General features: G+C 72.1%; 15 protein-coding genes and 1 pseudogene. 5 read left to right on the top strand and 11 right to left on the bottom strand.

Annotation, left to right across the window (positions count from 1 at the left end):
• Positions 1-357: 357 nt before the first annotated feature.
• A complete protein-coding gene (locus ACFWVE_RS09930) occupies positions 358-795 on the bottom strand; it encodes an ATP-binding protein (protein ID WP_384010123.1) in 438 nt (145 codons plus the stop codon).
• Between the two features lie 113 nt (positions 796-908).
• Positions 909-1,250, bottom strand: coding sequence for an anti-sigma factor antagonist BldG (gene bldG, locus ACFWVE_RS09925; RefSeq protein WP_003991900.1), 342 nt, complete (start codon positions 1,248-1,250; stop codon positions 909-911).
• A 79-nt stretch (positions 1,251-1,329) separates the two neighbouring features.
• On the opposite strand from bldG, the gene ACFWVE_RS09920 reads away from it, so the two are divergent.
• Positions 1,330-3,849, top strand: coding sequence for a DEAD/DEAH box helicase (locus ACFWVE_RS09920; protein WP_384010120.1), 2,520 nt, complete (start codon positions 1,330-1,332; stop codon positions 3,847-3,849).
• Positions 3,850-3,959: 110 nt separating this feature from the next.
• On the opposite strand, the pseudogene ACFWVE_RS09915 reads toward ACFWVE_RS09920, so the two are convergent.
• The 7 genes and pseudogenes from ACFWVE_RS09915 to ssd all read right to left on the bottom strand — a co-directional run.
• A pseudogene (locus ACFWVE_RS09915) lies at positions 3,960-4,169 on the bottom strand (Rv3654c family TadE-like protein); the annotation flags it as partial.
• A 353-nt stretch (positions 4,170-4,522) separates the two neighbouring features.
• Positions 4,523-4,888 carry a TadE family type IV pilus minor pilin gene (locus ACFWVE_RS09910; protein ID WP_384010116.1) on the bottom strand — a complete coding sequence of 122 codons (366 nt, stop codon included), beginning with the start codon at positions 4,886-4,888 and terminating at the stop codon, positions 4,523-4,525.
• Positions 4,875-5,084: a DUF4244 domain-containing protein gene (locus tag ACFWVE_RS09905; RefSeq protein WP_384010204.1), complete on the bottom strand. Its 210-nt coding sequence runs from the start codon at positions 5,082-5,084 to the stop codon at positions 4,875-4,877. Before ACFWVE_RS09905 ends, ACFWVE_RS09910 begins: the two co-directional genes overlap by 14 nt.
• 93 nt (positions 5,085-5,177) lie before the next feature.
• Positions 5,178-5,966, bottom strand: coding sequence for a type II secretion system F family protein (locus ACFWVE_RS09900; protein ID WP_384010113.1), 789 nt, complete (start codon positions 5,964-5,966; stop codon positions 5,178-5,180).
• Positions 5,963-6,814, bottom strand: a complete 852-nt coding sequence (locus ACFWVE_RS09895) for a type II secretion system F family protein (protein WP_384010201.1) — start codon at positions 6,812-6,814, stop codon at positions 5,963-5,965. Before ACFWVE_RS09895 ends, ACFWVE_RS09900 begins: the two co-directional genes overlap by 4 nt.
• Positions 6,815-6,965: 151 nt before the next feature.
• Complete coding sequence (locus ACFWVE_RS09890; RefSeq protein WP_384010110.1) at positions 6,966-8,126, bottom strand: TadA family conjugal transfer-associated ATPase; 1,161 nt, start codon at positions 8,124-8,126, stop codon at positions 6,966-6,968.
• Positions 8,127-8,377: 251 nt separating this feature from the next.
• A complete protein-coding gene (gene ssd, locus ACFWVE_RS09885) occupies positions 8,378-9,484 on the bottom strand; it encodes a septum site-determining protein Ssd (protein ID WP_384010107.1) in 1,107 nt (368 codons plus the stop codon).
• Positions 9,485-10,062: 578 nt separating this feature from the next.
• Here ssd and ACFWVE_RS09880 point away from each other — a divergent pair.
• Positions 10,063-10,896, top strand: a complete 834-nt coding sequence (locus ACFWVE_RS09880) for an HAD family hydrolase (protein WP_384010104.1) — start codon at positions 10,063-10,065, stop codon at positions 10,894-10,896.
• 447 nt (positions 10,897-11,343) lie between these two features.
• On the opposite strand, the gene ACFWVE_RS09875 is transcribed toward ACFWVE_RS09880, so the two are convergent.
• Both ACFWVE_RS09875 and ACFWVE_RS09870 read right to left on the bottom strand, forming a co-directional pair.
• Positions 11,344-12,168, bottom strand: coding sequence for an oxidoreductase (locus ACFWVE_RS09875; protein ID WP_384010101.1), 825 nt, complete (start codon positions 12,166-12,168; stop codon positions 11,344-11,346).
• A gap of 94 nt (positions 12,169-12,262) precedes the next feature.
• Positions 12,263-13,534, bottom strand: coding sequence for a hypothetical protein (locus ACFWVE_RS09870; protein WP_384010098.1), 1,272 nt, complete (start codon positions 13,532-13,534; stop codon positions 12,263-12,265).
• 335 nt (positions 13,535-13,869) lie between these two features.
• Here ACFWVE_RS09870 and ACFWVE_RS09865 point away from each other — a divergent pair, with 335 nt between their 5' ends.
• From ACFWVE_RS09865 to nhaA, 3 genes are all read left to right on the top strand, one after another.
• Positions 13,870-16,440 carry a bifunctional SulP family inorganic anion transporter/carbonic anhydrase gene (locus ACFWVE_RS09865; RefSeq protein WP_384010095.1) on the top strand — a complete coding sequence of 857 codons (2,571 nt, stop codon included), beginning with the start codon at positions 13,870-13,872 and terminating at the stop codon, positions 16,438-16,440.
• Between the two features lie 216 nt (positions 16,441-16,656).
• Positions 16,657-18,612, top strand: a complete 1,956-nt coding sequence (acs, locus tag ACFWVE_RS09860) for an acetate--CoA ligase (RefSeq protein WP_384010092.1) — start codon at positions 16,657-16,659, stop codon at positions 18,610-18,612.
• Between the two features lie 257 nt (positions 18,613-18,869).
• Positions 18,870-20,312 carry a Na+/H+ antiporter NhaA gene (gene nhaA / locus ACFWVE_RS09855; RefSeq protein WP_384010090.1) on the top strand — a complete coding sequence of 481 codons (1,443 nt, stop codon included), beginning with the start codon at positions 18,870-18,872 and terminating at the stop codon, positions 20,310-20,312.
• Positions 20,313-20,434: the final 122 nt, after the last annotated feature.

Below are 20,434 nucleotides of genomic sequence, written 5' to 3'. Positions count from 1 at the left end.
CGCACATGTTCTTCACGCAATGATCGCCGGACGGACCGGGAACCACAATCCGTAATGCCACTGAGGCATTCGGCGGACCATTCACCTGATCAGACGAATGATCCTCTCCGTGATCGCACGAAAACCTCTTTGGTCACCTGAGTGATCGTGAATGAATTCACGCGACGAACGGCTTGCGGACAGCCCGCCCAGGACCGCTCGCACAGGAGCCGCCCGGTGGGGACGGCGGGCGGAGGCGGCCGGCACAGGGGCCACCGCAGGTGCGGGTGATCACACCCGCACATGCCGAAGGGCCCCACGGGTGGGGCCCTTCGGCACGAGTGAGTCGGACCCGTCCGATCGGACGGGTCAGACGGGTCAGACGGGGAAGGTGGCCGGCGGCGTGGTGGACCACCTCATGCGGATCGATCCGCCCTGCTCCCCGGCACTGACCTCGACATCGTCGACGAGTCCGCTGATGACCGCGAGGCCCATCTCGTCCTCCTCGATCTCGGCCTCGGTGCCCCCGGGCCCGTCGCCGGGCGCGCGCCCGCCGGGAACCGCGTGGGGCGCCTCGTCACCGACCTCGATGGAGAACTGCTTCTCCTCCTCGATCAGCAGCACCTTCACAGGGGCCGAGATACCGCCGTTCTGGTGCAGGCCGACGGCACGCGTGCACGCCTCACCGACGGCCAGCCGGACCTCGTCGAGGACGGCCTCGTCCACTCCGGCCCTGCGCGCCACCGCTGCCGCCACCAGTCGGGCGGTCCTGACATGCTCGGGCAGCGCGCTGAAGCGGAGCTCCACGGTGGCCATGCATCCCCCTCGCAAACTTCGGGCGTGCTGTGGGGAGGAACCGGGCCGCCGAAGAGCCCGGTCCTCCTCGTACTTCACTGCTGCTCCCGGACGCGGACGCCCGGGACCGGTGATCAGTCGGTGGCCGCCACCGCTTCCTCGACCGAGGTGTGAATCGGGAACACCTTGGTGAGGCCGGTGATACGGAAGATCTTGAGAATGCGCTCCTGGTTGCAGACCAGGCGCAACGAGCCCTCATGGGCACGCACACGCTTCAGGCCGCCGACCAGCACGCCGAGTCCGGTTGAATCGAGGAAGTCCACACCCTCCATGTCGACGACAAGGTGGAAACTGCCGTCATTCACCAGCTCGACCAGCTGCTCGCGCAGCTTGGGCGCGGTATATACGTCGATTTCGCCACCGACCCTGACGATCGTGCGATCGCCCATGGTCTCGGTCGACAGGGACAGGTCCACGGATCCTCCAGCACCTAGCTTTCGAGCGGTCGCCCTTGGGGCATCTCGGCTCAGCCCCCGGGACGGTTCGCCAGCCGCGATGGCATTCAATCACTTACCGGCAGGCGTGCACGACGCCTTGGCCCCATTGTCCGTCATGCCGGTGACACACTCGGTGCCGATGGCCAAGAATCTCCGACCCGATCGGCCCCCGGCGGACAGCGCACCCCAGCCCTCGCCGGGGGCGCTCCTCGACCGGCTCGCGGCCGGGCCGAGCAGGGCTTCGCGCATTACTCATACGGAACACTTGCCCCCGCGCGCGGGTCGCCATGCCGTCTGGCCGGACCGGATCCGGGCAGAGGTGCTCGCCGCCGTGCAGGCCGCGGGCATCGACCATCCGTGGGCCCACCAGGCACGGGCCGCCGAACACGCCCTCGACGGCGAGTCCGTCGTGGTCGCCACCGGTACCGCCTCCGGCAAGTCCCTGGCGTATCTCACGCCCGTCCTGTCGGCTCTTCTGGACGGCTCCGAGGCCCCGAACGGCCGCGGCGCGACCGCCCTCTACCTGGCCCCCACGAAGGCCCTGGCGGCCGACCAGTGCCGTGCTGTGAAGGAACTTTCACAACCTTTGGGCCATTCGGTGCGCGCGGCGGTCCACGACGGCGACACTCCGTTCGAGGAACGCGAGTGGATCCGCCAGTACGCCAACTACGTCCTGACCAACCCGGACATGCTGCACCGGGGCATCCTCCCGTCCCACGCCCGCTGGTCCTCCTTCCTGAAGTCGCTGAAGTACGTCGTCGTCGACGAGTGCCACACCTACCGGGGCGTCTTCGGCTCGCACGTCGCCCAGGTGCTGCGCCGGCTGCGCCGCCTCTGCGCCCGCTACGGCGCCTCGCCCGTGTTCCTGCTCGCCTCCGCGACCGCCGCCGAGCCCGCGGTCGCCGCCCGCCGCCTCACCGGTCTGCCGGTGGTCGAGGTCGCCGACGACGCCTCACCTCGCGGTGAACTGGTGTTCGCCCTCTGGGAACCTCCGCTGACCGAACTGCGCGGCGAGAAGGGCGCCCCCGTCCGCCGTACCGCCACCGCCGAGGCCGCCGACCTGATGACCGACCTCACCGTCCAGGGCGTCCGCTCGGTCACCTTCGTACGCTCCCGGCGCGGCGCCGAGCTGATCTCGGTGATCGCCCAGGAACGCCTCGCCGAGGTCGACCGCTCGCTGGTCCGGCGGGTGGCGGCCTACCGGGGCGGCTATCTCCCCGAGGAGCGCCGCGCCCTCGAACGTGCCCTGCACTCCGGTGAACTCCTCGGACTCGCCGCGACGAACGCCCTGGAACTCGGCGTGGACATCTCCGGCCTGGACGCCGTGGTGATCGCCGGCTATCCGGGCACCCGGGCGTCCCTGTGGCAGCAGGCGGGCCGCGCGGGACGGTCCGGGCAGGGCGCCCTCGCCGTCATGGTCGCCCGCGACGACCCCCTGGACACCTTCCTCGTCCATCACCCCGAGGCCCTGTTCGACCGGCCCGTGGAATCCACCGTCCTCGACCCCGACAACCCCTACGTGCTCGCCCCGCACCTGTGCGCGGCGGCCGAGGAGCTGCCGCTGACGGACGAGGACCTGGAACTGTTCGGACCGGCCGCCGAGGACCTGCTGCCGCAGTTGGAGGCCGCGAAATTGCTCCGCCGCCGGACCAAGGCCTGGCACTGGACCCGCAGGGAACGGGCCGCCGACCTGACCGACATCCGCGGGGAGGGCGGCCGTCCCGTCCAGGTCGTCGAGAACGGGACGGGACGGCTGCTCGGCACGGTGGACGCCGGCGCCGCGCACACGGCCGTCCACGAGGGCGCGGTCCACCTGCACCAGGGCCGCACGTATCTCGTGCGCTCCCTCGACCTGGAGGATTCCGTCGCCCTGGTCGAACAGGCCGCCCCGGCCTACACGACGGTCGCCCGCGACACGACGTCGATCTCCGTGCTGGAGACGGACACCGAGGTCCCGTGGGGTGACGGCCGTCTGTGCTTCGGCTCCGTCGAGGTCACCAACCAAGTGGTCTCCTTCCTGCGTCGGCGTGTCATCACCGGCGAGGTGCTGGGCGAGACGAAACTCGACCTGCCGCCCCGTACGCTGCGCACCCGCGCGGTGTGGTGGACGGTCACCGAGGACCAGCTGGACCGGGCCCGGATCAACCCGGAGATCCTCGGCGGCGCCCTGCACGCCGCCGAGCACGCGTCGATCGGCATGCTGCCCCTCTTCGCGACCTGCGACCGCTGGGACATCGGCGGGGTCTCCGTCCCCCTGCACCCCGACACCCTGCTGCCCACCGTCTTCGTCTACGACGGTCATCCGGGCGGGGCCGGCTTCGCCGAGCGCGCCTTCCACACCGCCGGCGACTGGCTCACCGCCACCCGGCAGGCGATCGCCTCCTGCGAGTGCGAGGCCGGGTGCCCGTCCTGCATCCAGTCCCCCAAGTGCGGCAACGGCAACGAGCCCCTGCACAAGCGGGGTGCGGTACGACTCCTCACGGTGCTGCTGGAGGGGGCACCGGGGAAGGAGGGCGGGGCGGAGGCGGACGGAACGGACCGGACCGGCGGCATGGCGGCGGAGGCCGGCCCGGGGTGAACGGCAGCGGCCGGCCAGGGGGGAGCGGCAGCGGGGGCCACCGGGCCGGCCGGCCCCGCCCGCGCCCTGACCTCCGCCTCGAACAGTGCTCGTCCCGCGGCCACCGACACGTCCGAGACCTCGCCCTCGAGGGTGCACCGCACCAGACGCGTGCCCTGCGCCGCGGCCACCCGGTCGGCCCGCGCGCAGGCCTCCGCCGTACCGTCCGTCCACCGGTCCGCCGCCGCCAGCGCGGCGAGGTCCGCACCGCCGGCCGCCCGGTGCCGGACCACGACGGCCTGCCCCAGGGCGAGGACGGCACCGAAGACGACACACAGCACGGCGATCGCCCCGACGCTCCAGACGGTCGCGGAGCCCCGGTCGGAGCCCTGTCCGGAGTACCGGTACCGGCCTGGGGGCCGGGCCGGGTGCCGGCGGCTCTCCTGATGCCGGCCACCGTCCCGGTACCGGTCGGGCTCCCGGTGGCGGCCACCGTCCAGGCCGAAGCCTCGCCCGGGCCCGGCCTCCTCCCGCCCGGCCTGTGCCGCGCGCCCTCCGTCGCACTCCCCACCGGTGCGGCGCTCGGTCCCCCGGTCCGACGGACCGGCTCCACGCCCCCACTCGCGCCCCCGCTCGCGCTCTCGGCCACGAACCCGGCCGCTCTGCCGTCGCCGCCGGTCGCGGATCTCGTGCTTCACGTGTCCGCCCCCACCGTCTCCTCCACGGCCGCCACCGCCTCCTCCCGCACGTCGAAGGGCAGCCCGTGCAGCAGCGGGGGCCTGGCCACGACGATCACTCGGACGTGTGTCGCCTCCCGGCGCACGGTGACCTCCGCGCCGGCCGGCGCCGCCCGGCGGGCCACCTCGACGACCGCACCGGGGGAGTCCTGCCGGGCCGCCGCGCGGGCGCCGGTGCGGGCCGCATCCACACACTGGATCTGTGCCGCCACCACCAACAGCCCCCACACCAGCGCCATCGCGAACATCACCAGCACGGGCAGCACCATCGCCGACTCCGCCGTCACGAAGCCACGGTCCGAGCGCTGTTCACATGTCGCCATCGAGCGCCTGCTCCACGATCCTCGTCAGTGCCTCGTCGACCGGGCCGCTCGTGACCACCTTGTAGAGCACGACGGCGAACGCCACCGCCGCCACGATGCCCATGGCGTACTCGGAAGTGACCATTCCGGTGTCCTTCCGTGCCGCGCGCATCCTGCACACCAGGACACACCACCGCGCCCGTACCACCTGCATCACCTGATACATCTCAACTCCCGTATGGAAAAGTCCTGCTGAAACACCACTTGGCTGTCCGGCGGTTCGTCCTGCCGCCGTTCCGGTTCTCTCCCGTCATCGACCACCCCCTCCCAGCACCCCGCCGGCGAGTCCGATCACCACGGGCAGCACACCGACCGCGATGAAGGCGGGCAGGAAGCACAGCCCGACCGGCGCGGTGACCATGACGGCGGCCCGCCGTGCCCGTGCCGTCGCCTCGCGGGCCCACTGCGCGCGGGACTCCGCGGCGAGCCGCGCGACGGGCGCGGCCATGGGGAGCCCGGACACGTCGGTCCGTTCCAGCAGCCGGGCCAGGGCCGCGGCTCCCGGCACGGCGGCCAGCCGACGCCAGGCCGCGCCCGGTTCCCCACCGAGCCGTACCTCCGCCGCGCCTCTGGCCAGCGCGTCCCCGACCGGCCCGCCCAGGGCCTCGCCGACGGCCTGCGCGGCGGGTACGGGCCCGGCGCCGGCCGCGATGCAGGCGGCCAGCAGATCGGCGGCGAGGGGGAGTTGCCGTGCCGCACGGGCCTGCGCACGTTCCCGTTCGTGCGCGCCGGCCGCCGTCTGCCGCAGGCGCCATCGCCACAGTCCGGCGGCGCAGGCCAGCCCGACCAGTACTCCGGTGGGACCGCCCACCAGCAACCAGCCCGCGCAGGCCACGCCCGCCGGGGGCAGCCAACCGCGCGTGCCTCCGGGCACGGTGAGGCGTGGCCGGACGGCCGCCTGTTCCACGGCCAGCGTCCCGGCCAGCCGTCGTCGCAGCCGGCGCTCGCACCGCGCGTGGCACAGCCACCAGGCCGGCCAGCCGAACGCCAGCGCCGCCCCCACGACAATCCCCAGCCTGTGGACAGCCTCGCCGCTCATGCCGACGCCTCCTCGGCACCCCGCATGATCCGCAGCACCCACCACAGCCCCAGGCCCTCCAGGACCCCGCCGGCCACGAGACAGCCGAGCCCCGACGGGGTGTGCAGGAGGATGTGCAGGGGGTCGGCCCCGAGTGCGGCGCCGAGCCCGAGCCCCAGGGCGGGGAGCCCGGCGAGCATCACCGCGGTGGCGCGGGCACCGGCCAACTGGGCGCGCAGGTCGCCGCGCTGGTCCCGTTCGGCACGCAGCGCCGCTTCCAGCCTGTCCAGTCCGGCCGCGAGCCCCGCCCCCTGGTCCACGGCGACCCGCCAGCACGCGGCGAGTCCCCGGAGTCCCTCGGCGCCCGGCTGCCGCGCCGCCACCGCGAGCCCCTCCGGGACGTCCCCGCCGAACCGTGCCGCCGCCAGCACCGCCGCCTGGGCGTCACCGAGCCCGCCGGAGTCCCGCGCGGCCGGTGACAGCGCCTCAGCCGGCTGCCGTCCTGCCCGCACCTCCCCGGCGAGCGCCCCGCACAGCGCGACCACCGCGTCGCCCCGGCGCTCACGGGCCCGGCGCTCCCCGGCGGCCAGCCGCACCCGCCGCAGCAACGGCACCCCGCCCGCGCCGGCGACGAGCGGCAGCACCGATGCGCCCAGCAGCGCGAGCGCCGCCCCGGCGGCCAGGGCCCACCATTCGGCCCGCAGCCTTCCCCGGATGTGTCCCCACGCGCGGATTGCCCGGGGCCATCCCGGCGGCCCGCTCCCGAGCGGTCCCCCGTCGGCCAGCAGCAGCCGCGCCCGCCTGGCTCCGGCCCGCCGGCCGCCCAGCAGCCACGCAGCGGCCCCGAGGCACGCCATGGCCGTCCCCATCGACATCCCGGCAGTCCCGTTCACCCCCGCTCCCCTCTCGCCGTCTGCTGCCTCCACCGGTTCAACGGCCACTCGTTCAAGGACCGCTCGTTCAAGGACCGCTCGTTCAAGGACCGCTCGCCCGGAGGCCGACCTCCCACGAGCCGCCCGCTCACAGTCCGCCGCCGGCGCCGCCGCTCCGGAGCAGGCCCCGCAGCCGCTCCCATCCCCGCTCGGGAACGAACGCATCGGGGCCCCAGCACAGGGCGGGTACCGTCCGCACGAGTCCCGACGGGTCCCGTTCCAGCACGTGCACCTCGGCGATCCGCCGTCGGCCGGCCCGGTCGCGGACGAGGTGCAGCACCACGGACAGGGCGGCCGCCAGCTGGCTGTGCAGCCCGAGGCGGTCGAGCCCGGCCGCCGTGCCGAGCGCCTCCAGCCGGGCGGGTACGTCCGCGGCGGCATTGGCATGGACGGTCCCGGCGCCTTCGTGTCCGGTGTTGAGGGCTGCCAGCAGATGGACCACCTCGGGGCCGCGCACCTCACCCACGACCAGCAGGTCCGGCCGCATCCGCAGCGCCTGGCGCACCAGGTCCTCGAGCGTGACGAGCCCGGCGCCCTCCTGGTTCGCGGGCCGGGTCTCCAGGCGTACGACGTGCGGATGGTCGGGCCGCAGTTCGGCCGAGTCCTCGGCGAGGACGATCCGCTCGTCCGGACCGACCAGCCCCAGCAATGCGCTGAGCAAGGTCGTCTTGCCGGTCCCGGTGCCGCCGCTGACCAGGAAGGACAGCCGCGCGTCGAGCAGTGCGCGCAGAATCCGGTCGCCGCCCGGCGGCACTGTCCCGGCCGCCGTCAGTTCGTCCAGGGTGAAGGCGTGGGGCCGTACGACGCGCAGCGACAGGCAGGTGCAGCCGACGGCCACCGGGGGCAGGACGGCGTGGAGCCGCGTCCCGTCGGGCAGTCGCGCGTCGACCCAGGGCCGGGCGTCGTCCAGACGCCGGCCGGCCACGGCGGCGAGCCGCTGGGCGAGCCTGCGCACGGCCACCGCGTCCGGGAAGGAGACGCCCGTCAGCTCCAGTCCGCCGCCCCGGTCCACCCAGACCCGGTCGGGTGCCGACACGAGCACGTCGGTGACCGACCGGTCGGCGAGGAGCGGATCCAGCGGCCCACTGCCGATCAGTTCGGACCGCAGGTGTTCCGCGGCACCCAGCACTTCGGCGGCACCGAGCACCCGCCCCTGCTCCCGCAGGGCCTGAGCCACCCGTGCGGGCGTCGGTTCGGATCCGCTCTCCGCGAGCCACCGCCGTACCCCGTCGAGCAGTCCGGGGGGCATCCCCGGCCCACTCCCGGCGGCACTCACCGGCGTACCGGACCCCCCTCCCGCCACCGGCGCCCCAACCCCGTTCCCCGCCGCCCCGGCGCTACGGAAGCCCGCAGCGGCCGCACCGCCGCCCCCGGCACCGACCGGGGCCATGCCCCCGAACCCCGTCGGTGGCGTCCCACACGTCTCCACGGGCACCGTGCCCTCCCGGCCGTCCACCGGCATCCTGTGAGGCCCCTCCGGCCTCTGACGTCCTCCGGTGTTCATGCGGCCCTCGCCTCCACCAGCGCCCGCTCCCAGAACTCCTTGCAGAACCGGGCCAACGGGCTCCGGCTCGACGCCCCGGGCGGCCGTCCCGAGCCGGGCGGGCGCTGCAGGCCGGGCTCGACGGGTACGTCGCCGACGAGAGGCAGTCCGAGCAGCCGGGCCACCTCGCGGTCGTCGAGGCCGGGCGCGTACGGACCGCGCACCGCCACCCGCAGGTCGCGCAGGACCATGCCGACGGCGGAGGCGACGCGTCCGGCCGCCGCGACGGCGCGCAGTTCGGCGGGGACCACCAGGAGCCCGAGGTCGAGTTGCGCGAGGATCTCGGCCACCCCGCCGTCGACGCGCCGCGGCAGGTCGACCACGACCGTGCCGCCTCCACGCCGGGCCGCGGCGAGCACCGCCCGTACGGCCTGTGGCGGCACGGTGACGCAGTCGCCGCGGTCCCAGCTGAGCACCCGCAGGGAGTGCAGTTCGGGCAGCGACTCCTCCAGGGCGCCGCCGCCGACCCGCCCCCGAGAGGCGGCGAAAGCGGGCCAGCGCAGCCCTTCCGCCGTTTCGCCACCGAGGACCACGTCGAGTCCGCCGCCCAGCGGATCCGCGTCCACCAGGAGGGTGCGCAGCCCCTCACGCGCCGACGTGACGGCGAGCGCGCACGCGAGCGTGGAGGCGCCGGCCCCGCCCCGGCCGCCGAGGACGCCGACGGTCAGGGCCGGCCGGCCCACGCCCTCGGCCACATCGGCGATGCGGTCGACCAGCCACTGTTCGCCGTCGGGCAGCATCAGCACATGGTCGGCGCCGATCTCGACGGCCCGGCGCCAGACCCCGGAGTCGTCCTGATCGCGGCCGACCAGCACCACTCCGCGCCGCCGCGCGGCACCGCGCACACGCCGCGCGGCGTCGTCCCCGACGAGGACGAGCGGTGCGGCCTCCCAGCTGCCCCGCTGCTCCGGTACCCCGTGGTGGACCTCCGGGGTGGCACCGGCCGCCGCGCACAGGCGCAGCAGGTCGTCGAGAAGTCCGGCGTCCTCGGTGACGATCAGCGGTCCGCCCTGCCTGTTTCCTCCGGCGGCGGGCGGCGGATCGTGTGTGACGGTTCCTGCCATTTCCTTCCCCCTTCGCTGCATCACGCGGCGCCGCTGCGGCCCCGCGATTCCCAAACGTGTGAAGAACCGGCAAGCGGTCTCCATATGAACGGCCGGCAGAAACCGGCCGTACACGACGCGACAAACGGAACGGGCGGTGAACTCGCCGCGAGCGGGACGCGCTGGAATCACGGTGCAGCGATCCGGGAAATCGTGTGGATCTTGGTCGAAAACTGTGGACGGTCCGACGCTTGTGAATATCGCCGTCACCCGTACCGGTGAGCCCTGAGCAGCCCTCGGGGAATCCCGCAGAGCACCCTTTCGACTACACAGAGCAACAGATCATGCGCATGACAATCCTGCCGAGGTCTGGGCGGTGAGCGACGCCTCGGCCGTGACGAGAAGGAGGAAAACCCACCCGGACATGCGACGACCCCCGCCGGGGGGGAGAGCGGGGGTCGTCCCCACGGCCGACTCGGGGGGGGGAGGAGCCGGACCGGGTTAGCACGGTCGCGAACGATCCGTGACTTCCATGGTGTACCCGAGAGCCTTCTCAGGCAAACCCACGCGCCACACCTTACGCCGAATGGGCTGCGCCTATGCTCAGGGGCGTGGAAAACCACTCACTGCCCCGTACAGCCGCCTTCTTCGATCTGGACAAGACGGTCATCGCGAAGTCGAGCACGCTCACGTTCAGCAAGTCGTTCTACCAAGGCGGCCTGATCAACCGCAGGGCAGTCCTGCGTACCGCGTATGCCCAGTTCGTCTTCCTGGCCGGCGGTGCCGACCACGACCAGATGGAGCGGATGCGCAAGTACCTGTCCGCGCTGTGCCGCGGCTGGAACGTCCAGCAGGTCAAGGAGATCGTCGCCGAGACCCTGCACGACCTGATCGACCCGATCATCTACGACGAGGCCGCCACCCTCATCGAGCAGCACCACACCGCCGGCCGCGACGTGGTGATCGTGTCCACCTCGGGCGCCGAGGTGGTCGAGCCGATCGGTGAGCTGCTGGGCGCGGACCGGGTCGTCGCCACCCGCATGGTCGTGGGCGACGACGGGTGCTTCACCGGAGAGGTGGAGTACTACGCGTACGGGCCGACGAAGGCCGAGGCGATCAGGGAGCTGGCCGAGTCGGAGGGCTACGACCTCGCCCGCTGTTACGCCTACAGCGACTCGGCGACCGATGTGCCGATGCTGGACTCCGTGGGTCACCCGCACGCCGTGAACCCGGACCGGGCACTGCGCCGCGAAGCCGTCGCGCGCGAGTGGCCGATCCTGGACTTCCACCGGCCCGTGCGGCTCAAGCAGCGCATCCCCGCACTCTCCGTCCCGCACCGCCCCGCCCTCGTGGCGGCGGCCGCGATAGGAGCCGCCGCGGCCACCGCGGGCCTGGTCTGGTACGCCGGCCGACGCCGCGCGACGGTGGCCTGACCGGGGACGGTGGGGACGCACCCGCGGAGGCCGATTTCCACCCGGCACGTCGGCGCCCGATCGGCGCGCCTTTGAACCCAAAAGTAAAGAAGCAGGCCCTCCACTTCCGCTTGCTTGGAACCTGGAGTACAAAGGACTCAACGGCCCGCGAGACCAAGGACATCCGAGAGGATCACCTTCACAACGCATCTGGCCCCACGGACCGAGCATGGCCACAGGGCACCCACGCGACGTCGACCCGTCGATTACGGGCCAGCCGCACCAGGGACGGGCAAAGTTCCCGACCTGATGGGCATATATCGAGGACGCCTGGTAACCAGGTGGACATGCCAGCGGCGGTACGAGAACTCGTACCGCCGCATCTCTGCGCGGCAACCGCCGGCGCACACGTCTCCCACCGCCGCCGCGCCACGCGCAGGCCTCCGTGCCCAGGCCCCCACGCGCGCGTTACGCCGCCCCGCGCTGCAGCGCCTCGCACACCGCCATGGACTCGCGCGCACCCAGCTCGACCGCCCGTCCGCAATGGGCGATCCAGGCGGCCACTCCCTCGGGGGTGCCGGATACGTAGCCCTCCAGCGCCGTCAGATAGGCCTCGCGGCCCCGTTCGGCGTGGCCGACCTCGGCCGGGCAGACCGATTTCGGGTCCAGTCCGCTGCCCACCAGCACAATGCGCTCGGCCGTACGCGCGAGAAGGCCGTTGTGGGAGGTGAAGGGGCGTAGCGCGAGCAGTTCGCCGTGCACGACGGCGGCCGTGACCAGCGCCGGGGCGGAACCGCCCGTGATGATCAGCTCGGCCAGGCCCTCCAGTCGGCCGTGCACCTCCGCCGCGCCGGGCAGCGGAAGGCCGATCAAGGGCTCGTCGACCCGCTCACCGTCCTTCCGGGGCCGTCCGACCTGGTCCGCGCGATCGGCTGCCGCCACCAGGTGCAGCCGGGCGAGCACCCTCAGCGGCGACTGCCGCCAGATGGTCAGCAACTGGCCCGCCTCGGCGGACAGCCGCAGCGCGGCGCCCATCGTGCGCGCCTCGTCGCCGGTGCCGAAGTCGCTGCGCCGGCGCACCTCCTCCAGCGCCCAGTCCGCGCCGGACAGCGCGGCCGAACCGCGGGCGCCGCGCAGCGCCGCCTCGGAGGTGATCTCGTTGCTGCGCCGCCGCATGACCCGGTGTCCGTAGACGCGGTCCACGGCCTTGCGCACGGATTCCACGGATTCGGCCACACCGGGCAGCGAGCCCAGGGCCGCGAGCGGATCGGCGGTCGCCCCTGTCGTACTCATGAGTACGACATTACGCACCTCCGGCGCCCGCCCCTCGAAGGAGTGTCCTTCTTCACGTCGGATCGCCACCCGCGGCCACGGCGGAGGCCGCCGCTCACCCCTTTGCGACGGGCGCCCCGGGTACGCCCTTGGGAGCCGGGGCGGGGCCGGCGGACAGGAAGGACTTCCAGCCCTGCTTCGGGGTCTCGCCCACATTCAGGGTGCGCAGCCTCTCCAGGGTCTGCGGGTCCTGGGCGTCCAGCCAGTCCGCGAGCTGCCGGAAGGAGACGCAGCGCACCTCCGGCTTGGTGCACACCGCCTCGACGGTCTCCTCGACGGCGCGCATGTAGGTGCCGCCGTTCCAGGACTCGAAGTGGTTGCCGATGATCAGAGGTGCCCGGTTGCCGTCGTAGGCCCGCTGGAAGCCCGCGATGAGGCCGTCCCGCATCTGGTCGCCCCACAGTTCGTGCTTCGCGGGGTCGCCCTGGGTGGTGGTGCCGGACTGGTTGACCATGAAGTTGTAGTCCATGGTGAGCTGCTCGAAGGAGTGCCCGGGGAACGGGACGAGCTGCAGCGACAGGTCCCACAGGCCCCGCTTCTTCTTCGGCCACACCTGGTTGTTGACACCACTGGTGTCATAACGGAAGCCCAGCTCGCTCGCGGCCTTCGTGAAGTTCTCCTGACCCTCCAGGCAGGGGGTGCGGGCGCCGACGAGCTCCTTGTCGTAGTCGAAGGGCAGGGGGGCCGCGTTCCTCATGTCGGTGTGTGTCTTCCAGGACTTCACGAACTCCTTGGCCTGGGCGATCTCGTCCTTCCACTCCTCCACCGACCACTCGCCGACCCCGCCGTCGGCACCGCAGAAGTGGCCGTTGAAGTGGGTGCCGATCTCGTTGCCCTCCAGCCATGCGAGGCGCAGCTGCTCCACGGTGGCGGCGATGCCCTCCGCATCGTTGAAGCCGATGTCCGAACGGCCCGGCGAGTGCTGCGGCGGGCGGTACAGGTCGCGCTTCTCCTCCGGGAGCATGTACACGCCGCTCAGGAAGTACGTCATGGTCGCGTCGTTCTCCTTGGCGACCCTGCGGAAGTGCGAGAAGAGCTTCTGGCCGTCCTCACCCGCGCCGTCCCACGAGAAGACGACGAACTGCGGAGGCTTCTCGCCCGGCTTCAGCCGCTCGGGCTCGGCCAGGTGCGGCTGCTTCCCGGTGTACGCGGTGGAGCCGTCGCCGATCAGACGGAGCACCTTTTCCGGTGCGGGTGCCGGCTTCGCCTTCTCCGGGCCGTGCGATTCCTTCCCGGAGCCCTCGGCACCGGTTCCGCAGCCGGCGAGCGAGGCGGCGCAGACCGCGGTGATCACGGTGCCCACGGCGATCCTTCGGGTGGCGGCCATGTCCGCCCACCTTCTTCCTTCTCTCGGGCCAACCCTGGCGGGGGCGATGTCTGGTGCTGTGCCGGCCCAGACCGACAGCGCCGCCAAGGTCGCACGCGATCGAGAAGGGATTAGTACGACAAGCCGATGAAATGCGCACTTCACCCTTGAAGGTGACTCATTGCCCCATATGCCGGAAAAATCTATGCCTGCCCTTTACTCTGAATTACGATTCGTTTACTGATAGTGAGGACCCCCTCGTTCCGACGTCGTGCCCCACGGCCGCGTCCACCCCTGCCGTCGAGCGGGTCACCACCCCTTTCCGTGACCGCGCAGCCCCGGAGGAGACGGGAAGCATGCCAGCCTGTATCCCCACCCACACCGCCGACCCGAACCGGCCCGAACGCGCTCATCCGCCGCACAGTCCGCCGCCGGCCCGGCCACCCCGCCGCCTGCGCATCGCGGGCGCCGATCTGTCGGCCGCCGTAGCGGTCTTCCTGATCGCCCTGCCCCTGTCGCTCGGCATCGCCCTCGCCACCGGCGCGCCGCTCCAGGCCGGCCTGGTCGCCGCCGCCGTGGGCGGAATCGTCGCCGGACGGATCGGCGGTTCCCCGCTCCAGGTCAGCGGCCCGGCCGCCGGACTCACCGTCGTCACCGCCGACCTCATCCAGCAGTACGGATGGCGGACGACCTGTGCCATCACCGTCCTCGCCGGGCTCGCCCAGATCGGCCTGGGCTGCCTGCGGGTGGCGCGCGGCGCGCTCGCCGTCAGCCCTGCGATCGTGCACGGCATGCTCGCCGGCATCGGCGTCACCATCGCCGTCGCCCAGGTGCACATCGTCCTCGGCGGCACCCCGCAGAGCTCCGTTCCCGACAATCTCCGGGCACTGCCCGCCCAGTTGGCGGACGTGGACCCCGCGGCCGTCGCGGTGAGCGTGCTCACCCTCGCCCTGCTCCTGCTGTGGCCGAAACTGCCCGGACAGGCCGGACGCCTTCTGCGCAAGGTCCCCGCCGCTCTCGTCGCCGTCACCGGGGCCACCGCGACGGCCGCCGCGGCCGGACTCGTCGTGGCCGCGGTCGACCTGCCCTCCTGGCGCAGCCACGCACTGGCCGGGCTCCCCGAAGGGCCCGTGCTCGGGCTCGTCGCCGCCGTGCTCACCACCACACTGGTGTGCAGTGTGCAGTCGCTGCTGGGCGCGGTCGCCGTGGACAAACTGGTGTCCCGCCGCCCCGGTCCGGGCCATGTCCCACGCTCCGACCTGGACCGCGAACTGCTCGGTCAGGGCACCGCGAACATCGCCTCCGGCTGCCTCGGCGGCCTGCCCGTGGCCGGGGTGGCCGTGCGCAGTTCCGCGAACGTGCACGCGGGTGCCGTGAGCCGGAACTCCACGATGCTGCACGGTGTTCTCGTAGTGGTCGCCGCGCTGCTGATGGTTCCCTTCCTGGAGCTCATCCCGCTGGCCTCGCTCGCCGCCCTGGTGATGGCCGTCGGCATCCAGATGGTCTCCCTGCACCACATCCGCACGGTGACCCGCCACCGTGAAACCCTGGTCTACGCCGTGACCGCCGTCGGCGTGGTCTTCGCGGGAGTCCTGGAGGGCGTAGCCCTGGGGATCGCCGTCGCCGTGGGCGTGGCCCTGCACCGCCTCACCCGTACCCGGATCACGCACGAGGAGAAGGAAGGAGTCCATCACGTACATGTCCGAGGGCAGTTGACGTTCCTCGCGGTGCCGAGACTCAGCCGGGCCCTGCATCTCGTGCCCCAGGGAGCCACCGGCGTCGTGGCATTGGACGGCTCGTTCATGGACCACGCCGCGTACGAGGCTCTGCACGACTGGAAGAACACGCACACCGCCCGGGGCGGGGTGGTGGAGATCACCGGCCGTCGGCCCGGAGTGGGCGTGCGGATCGCCGAGCCCGCGGTGCTCGCCTCTTCTCCCCCGGCGGACGGGACCGACGAGACCGGCGTGCCGTCCGACGCCGGATGCCGCTGCCGGCCCTGGACCGCCTGGCGCAACCACCAGTGCGAGCCCCCGCTCTCCGCACCGGACGACGACCGGAGCGACCACGGCAGCCGTGACACGGGTGACAGGCAGGGCGGGCACGGCGGGCACGGCGGGCGGCCGAACCTGTCGGGCACGGGCACGGGATCAGGTGTGAGCACGGCGTCGGGCACGGGCACCGGCACCGATACCGACACCGACACCGACACCGACACCGACAGCGTGTCGGGTGCCGGCGGTCCGGAGGCGTCCCGGACCGGGACCGACCTGGTGCGCGGGCTCAGTACGTTCCAGCGGAGCACCGCTCCTCTGGTGCGCGGTGAGCTGGCCCGGCTGGCGCGCGAGGGACAGCAGCCGACGCAGTTGTTCCTCACCTGCGCCGACTCCCGGCTGGTCACCTCGATGATCACCTCCAGTGGTCCGGGCGACCTGTTCGTGGTCCGCAATGTCGGCAACCTCGTGCCGCCGCCCGGTGAGGAGAGCGGTGACGACTCGGTGGCGGCCGCCCTCGAGTACGCCGTGGAAGTGCTGGCGGTGCGGTCCATCACGGTGTGCGGGCACTCGGGCTGCGGTGCGATGCAGGCGCTGCTCGACCCCCAGCCGGCCGGCGCCCGTACCCCGCTGAGACGGTGGCTGCGGCACGGGCTGCCGAGCCTGGAGCGCGTGCGGGACAGGAGCAGGCCCTGGGTACGGCTGGCCGGGCGGGCACCGGCGGACACGGCCGAGCAGCTCTGTCTGGTCAACGTCGTCCAGCAGCTGGAGCACCTGCGCGCCCACGAATCGGTGGCCCGCGCACTGAAGGACGGGCTCCTGACGCTCCATGGCCTTTATTTCCACGTGGGGGAGGCACAGGCGTATCTCCTCACCGAGGCAGCCGGGGAGCGGGTGTTCGACCGGGTACGGGCCGAGGACCTGGCGCTGTGAGAGACCGCCGTCCGGACCCTGAAGGCGTACGAGGCACTGCCGAGCCTGAACCGCACACCACCGGCGTCCGTGGGTAGGGATGACCCCTGGCCACGGACGCGGCCGGTCGACCCGGAAAGGTCTAAACCACTTTGCCGTCGACCCTTGTCAGCGCACCCCTGGTTCTGATGAGCTGTGGCCTGGGACACAACGGACACTCCGGGAAAGGCAGATGCCGTGAGCAACGAAAGCCTGGCCAACCTGCTCAAGGAAGAACGCAGGTTCGCGCCCCCCGCCGACCTGGCCGCACACGCCAACGTCACCGCGGAGGCGTACGAACAGGCCAAGGCTGACAGGCTCGGCTTCTGGGCCGAGCAGGCCCGCCGGCTGACCTGGGCCAAGGAGCCCACCGAGACCCTCGACTGGTCGAACCCGCCGTTCGCCAAGTGGTTCAAGGACGGCGAGCTCAACGTCGCCTACAACTGCGTGGACCGCCACGTCGAGGCCGGAAACGGCGACCGCGTCGCCATCCACTTCGAGGGCGAGCCCGGCGACGGCCGCGCGATCACCTACGCCCAGCTCAAGGACGAGGTCTCCCAGGCCGCCAACGCCCTGCTGGAGCTGGGCGTACGGAAGGGCGACCGGGTCGCGGTCTACCTGCCGATGATCCCCGAGGCCGCGATCGCGATGCTGGCCTGCGCCCGTATCGGTGCCGCGCACTCCGTCGTCTTCGGCGGCTTCTCGGCGGACGCGCTCGCGACCCGTATCCAGGACGCCGACGCCAAGGTCGTCATCACCGCCGACGGCGGCTACCGGCGCGGCAAGCCGTCCGCGCTCAAGCCCGCCGTGGACGAGGCGGCCGGCCGCGTCGACAACGTGCAGCACGTCCTCGTCGTCCGCCGCACCGGCCAGGAGGTCGCCTGGACCGAAGGCCGCGACGTGTGGTGGCACGACCTGGTGGGGCGCCAGAGCACCGAGCACACCCCCGAGGCGTTCGAGGCCGAGCACCCGCTGTTCATCCTCTACACCTCCGGCACCACGGGTAAGCCGAAGGGCATCCTGCACACCTCCGGCGGCTACCTCACCCAGACGGCGTACACCCACTGGTCGGTCTTCGACCTCAAGCCGGAGACGGACGTGTTCTGGTGCACGGCCGACGTCGGCTGGGTCACCGGGCACTCGTACATCGTCTACGGACCGCTCGCCAACGGCGCGACCCAGGTCATGTACGAGGGCACGCCCGACACCCCCCACCAGGGCCGCTTCTGGGAGATCGTGCAGAAGTACGGCGTGACGATCCTCTACACGGCGCCGACCGCGATCCGGACGTTCATGAAGTGGGGCGACGACATCCCCGCGAAGTTCGACCTGTCCTCGCTGCGGGTCCTCGGCTCCGTCGGCGAGCCGATCAACCCCGAGGCCTGGATCTGGTACCGGAAGAACATCGGCGCGGACCGCACCCCCGTGGTGGACACCTGGTGGCAGACCGAGACCGGCGGAATCATGATCTCGCCGCTGCCGGGCGTGACCGCCGCCAAGCCGGGCTCCGCCCAGACCCCGCTGCCCGGCATCGCCGCGACCGTCGTCGACGACGAGGCGAACGAGGTTCCGCACGGCGGCGGTGGCTACCTGGTCCTCACCGAGCCGTGGCCGTCGATGCTGCGCACCATCTGGGGCGACGACCAGCGCTTCCTCGACACGTACTGGTCCCGCTTCGAGGGCAAGTACTTCGCCGGTGACGGCGCCAAGAAGGACGACGACGGCGACATCTGGCTGCTCGGTCGGGTCGACGACGTGATGCTGGTCTCCGGGCACAACATCTCCACCACCGAGGTGGAGTCGGCGCTCGTCTCCCACCCGTCGGTCGCCGAGGCGGCCGTGGTCGGCGCGACCGACGAGACGACCGGGCAGGCCATCGTCGCCTTCGTGATCCTGCGCGGCACGGCCTCCGAGACCGAGGACCTGGTCGCCGAGCTGCGCGCGCACGTGGGTTCCGCGCTCGGCCCGATCGCCAAGCCCCAGCGAATCCTGCCGGTGAACGAGCTGCCGAAGACCCGCTCCGGCAAGATCATGCGCCGTCTGCTGCGGGACGTCGCCGAGAACCGTGAGCTCGGGGACGTGACGACGCTGACCGACGCCACGGTCATGAATCTGATCCAGGCGAAGCTGCCCCAGTCGTCCAGCGAGGACTGACACCAGGGCGGGTTCCTCCTCGGTCCCATCGGTCACGGCCCGCCCGCGGGCCACGGAGGCACCCGGCGCCGCACGCGCGCCGGGTGCCTCCGTGACATCCGTCACCAAAAGCTGTCGGTGCAGCGCCCAAGTACGTTGGTTACAGTGACCAGGAAAGGTGGCCACGACAGGCCACCCGAACAAACGCTGTCTCATGGAGCGCCGGGAAGTCTGGTCGGCACGCGATTCGTGCTGCCCGCCTACCAGAGGATCACCCCGTGCCCGCACCTCGTACCCCCACCCCCGCCCCGCGCAAGGCCTTCGGCCGTCTCTCCCTGCCCGAGCGGAACTACGTCACGGACGCGCTGCGCACCGAGACCGTCGGCGGTGTGCTGCTGCTCATCGCCGCGGTCACCGCGCTGATCTGGGCGAACGTACCCGCCCTGCAGGACAGCTACGAGAGCGTCAGCGACTTCCACTTCGGGCCCGCAGCCCTCGGCCTGGACCTGTCCGTCGCGCACTGGGCCGCCGACGGACTGCTCGCGGTCTTCTTCTTCGTGGCCGGAATCGAGCTCAAACGTGAACTCGTCGCCGGTGATCTGCGCGACCCCCGGGCCGCCGCGCTCCCTGTCGTCGCCGCCCTGTGCGGCATGGCCGTACCGGCCCTCGTCTACACGCTCACCAGCGGCATCGGCGGCGGTTCGCTGGCCGGCTGGGCCGTGCCCACCGCCACCGACATCGCCTTCGCGCTCGCCGTGCTCGCCGTCATCGGCACGTCCCTGCCGAGCGCGCTGCGCGCCTTCCTGCTGACCCTCGCGGTCGTCGACGACCTCTTCGCGATCCTGATCATCGCGGTCTTCTTCACCAATGATCTCAACTTCCTCGCGCTCGCCGGTGCCGTGGTGGGCCTGGCCGCCTTCTGGCTGCTGCTGCGCAAGGGCATACGCGGCTGGTACGTGTACGTGCCGCTCGCCCTGGTCGTCTGGGGCCTGATGTACAACAGCGGGATCCACGCCACCATCGCCGGTGTCGCGATGGGCCTGATGCTGCGCTGCCACCGCCACGAGGACGAGAAGCAGTCCCCCGGCGAGCACATAGAACACCTGGTCCGGCCCCTCTCCTCGGGCCTCGCGGTTCCACTGTTCGCCCTGTTCAGCGCGGGGGTGGCGGTCTCCGGCGGCGCGCTCGGGGAGGTGTTCACCACGCCCGAGACGCTCGGTGTGGTCCTCGGCCTCGTCGTCGGCAAGACGGTCGGCATCTTCGGCGGCACGTGGCTGACCACCCGCTTCACCAGGGCCTCGCTCAGCGACGACCTCGTCTGGGCGGACATCCTGGCGGTGTCGGCCCTCGCCGGGATCGGGTTCACCGTCTCCCTGCTCATCGGCGAGCTCGCCTTCGAGGGCGACGCCCTGATGTCGGACAGCGTCAAGGCCTCCGTGCTGGTCGGTTCGCTGATCGCGACAGCCGTCGCGACCGTGCTGCTGAAGATCCAGAACACCAAGTACCGCAAGCTGACCGAGGACGAGGAACGCGACGACGACCTCAGCGGCGTCCCGGACATCTACGAGGAGGACGACCCGGCGTACCACCTGCGTATGGCAGAGATACACGAGAACAAGGCCGCCGAGCACCGGCGAATCGCGCGGGAGAAGGCCGAGGAACACGGCGGGCTTGCCGACGTACCGGGCGGGGCAGGCGAGGACCACGACAGTCCGGCATGATCTGACGGGACAGTACAGAAGTCAGGACAGTCCGACGTACACGGTCGAACGCACGCGGTCGCACCAGCACCCGTCCCCGCAGCCACAGCCGGAGCCACAACCACAGCCGGAGCCACGCGGTC

It is taken from the genome of Streptomyces sp. NPDC058632 (assembly GCF_042717095.1).
GTDB lineage: Bacteria > Actinomycetota > Actinomycetes > Streptomycetales > Streptomycetaceae > Streptomyces.
This window is presented reverse-complemented; position numbering and strand designations above follow the sequence as displayed.

Excerpts from the sequence above, each read along its gene's own strand:
- ACFWVE_RS09920 (WP_384010120.1), top strand. The coding sequence starts at position 1,330 with ATGGCATTCAATCACTTACCGGCAGGCGTGCACGACGCCTTGGCCCCA.
- ACFWVE_RS09880 (WP_384010104.1), top strand. The coding sequence starts at position 10,063 with ATGCTCAGGGGCGTGGAAAACCACTCACTGCCCCGTACAGCCGCCTTC.
- ACFWVE_RS09900 (WP_384010113.1), bottom strand. The coding sequence starts at position 5,966 with ATGAGCGGCGAGGCTGTCCACAGGCTGGGGATTGTCGTGGGGGCGGCG.
- ssd (WP_384010107.1), bottom strand. The coding sequence starts at position 9,484 with ATGGCAGGAACCGTCACACACGATCCGCCGCCCGCCGCCGGAGGAAAC.
- ACFWVE_RS09890 (WP_384010110.1), bottom strand. The coding sequence starts at position 8,126 with ATGCCCCCCGGACTGCTCGACGGGGTACGGCGGTGGCTCGCGGAGAGC.
- ACFWVE_RS09895 (WP_384010201.1), bottom strand. The coding sequence starts at position 6,814 with ATGGGGACGGCCATGGCGTGCCTCGGGGCCGCTGCGTGGCTGCTGGGC.
- ACFWVE_RS09910 (WP_384010116.1), bottom strand. The coding sequence starts at position 4,888 with ATGGCGACATGTGAACAGCGCTCGGACCGTGGCTTCGTGACGGCGGAG.
- ACFWVE_RS09875 (WP_384010101.1), bottom strand. The coding sequence starts at position 12,168 with ATGAGTACGACAGGGGCGACCGCCGATCCGCTCGCGGCCCTGGGCTCG.
- ACFWVE_RS09865 (WP_384010095.1), top strand. The coding sequence starts at position 13,870 with ATGCCAGCCTGTATCCCCACCCACACCGCCGACCCGAACCGGCCCGAA.
- ACFWVE_RS09870 (WP_384010098.1), bottom strand. The coding sequence starts at position 13,534 with ATGGCCGCCACCCGAAGGATCGCCGTGGGCACCGTGATCACCGCGGTC.
- ACFWVE_RS09930 (WP_384010123.1), bottom strand. The coding sequence starts at position 795 with ATGGCCACCGTGGAGCTCCGCTTCAGCGCGCTGCCCGAGCATGTCAGG.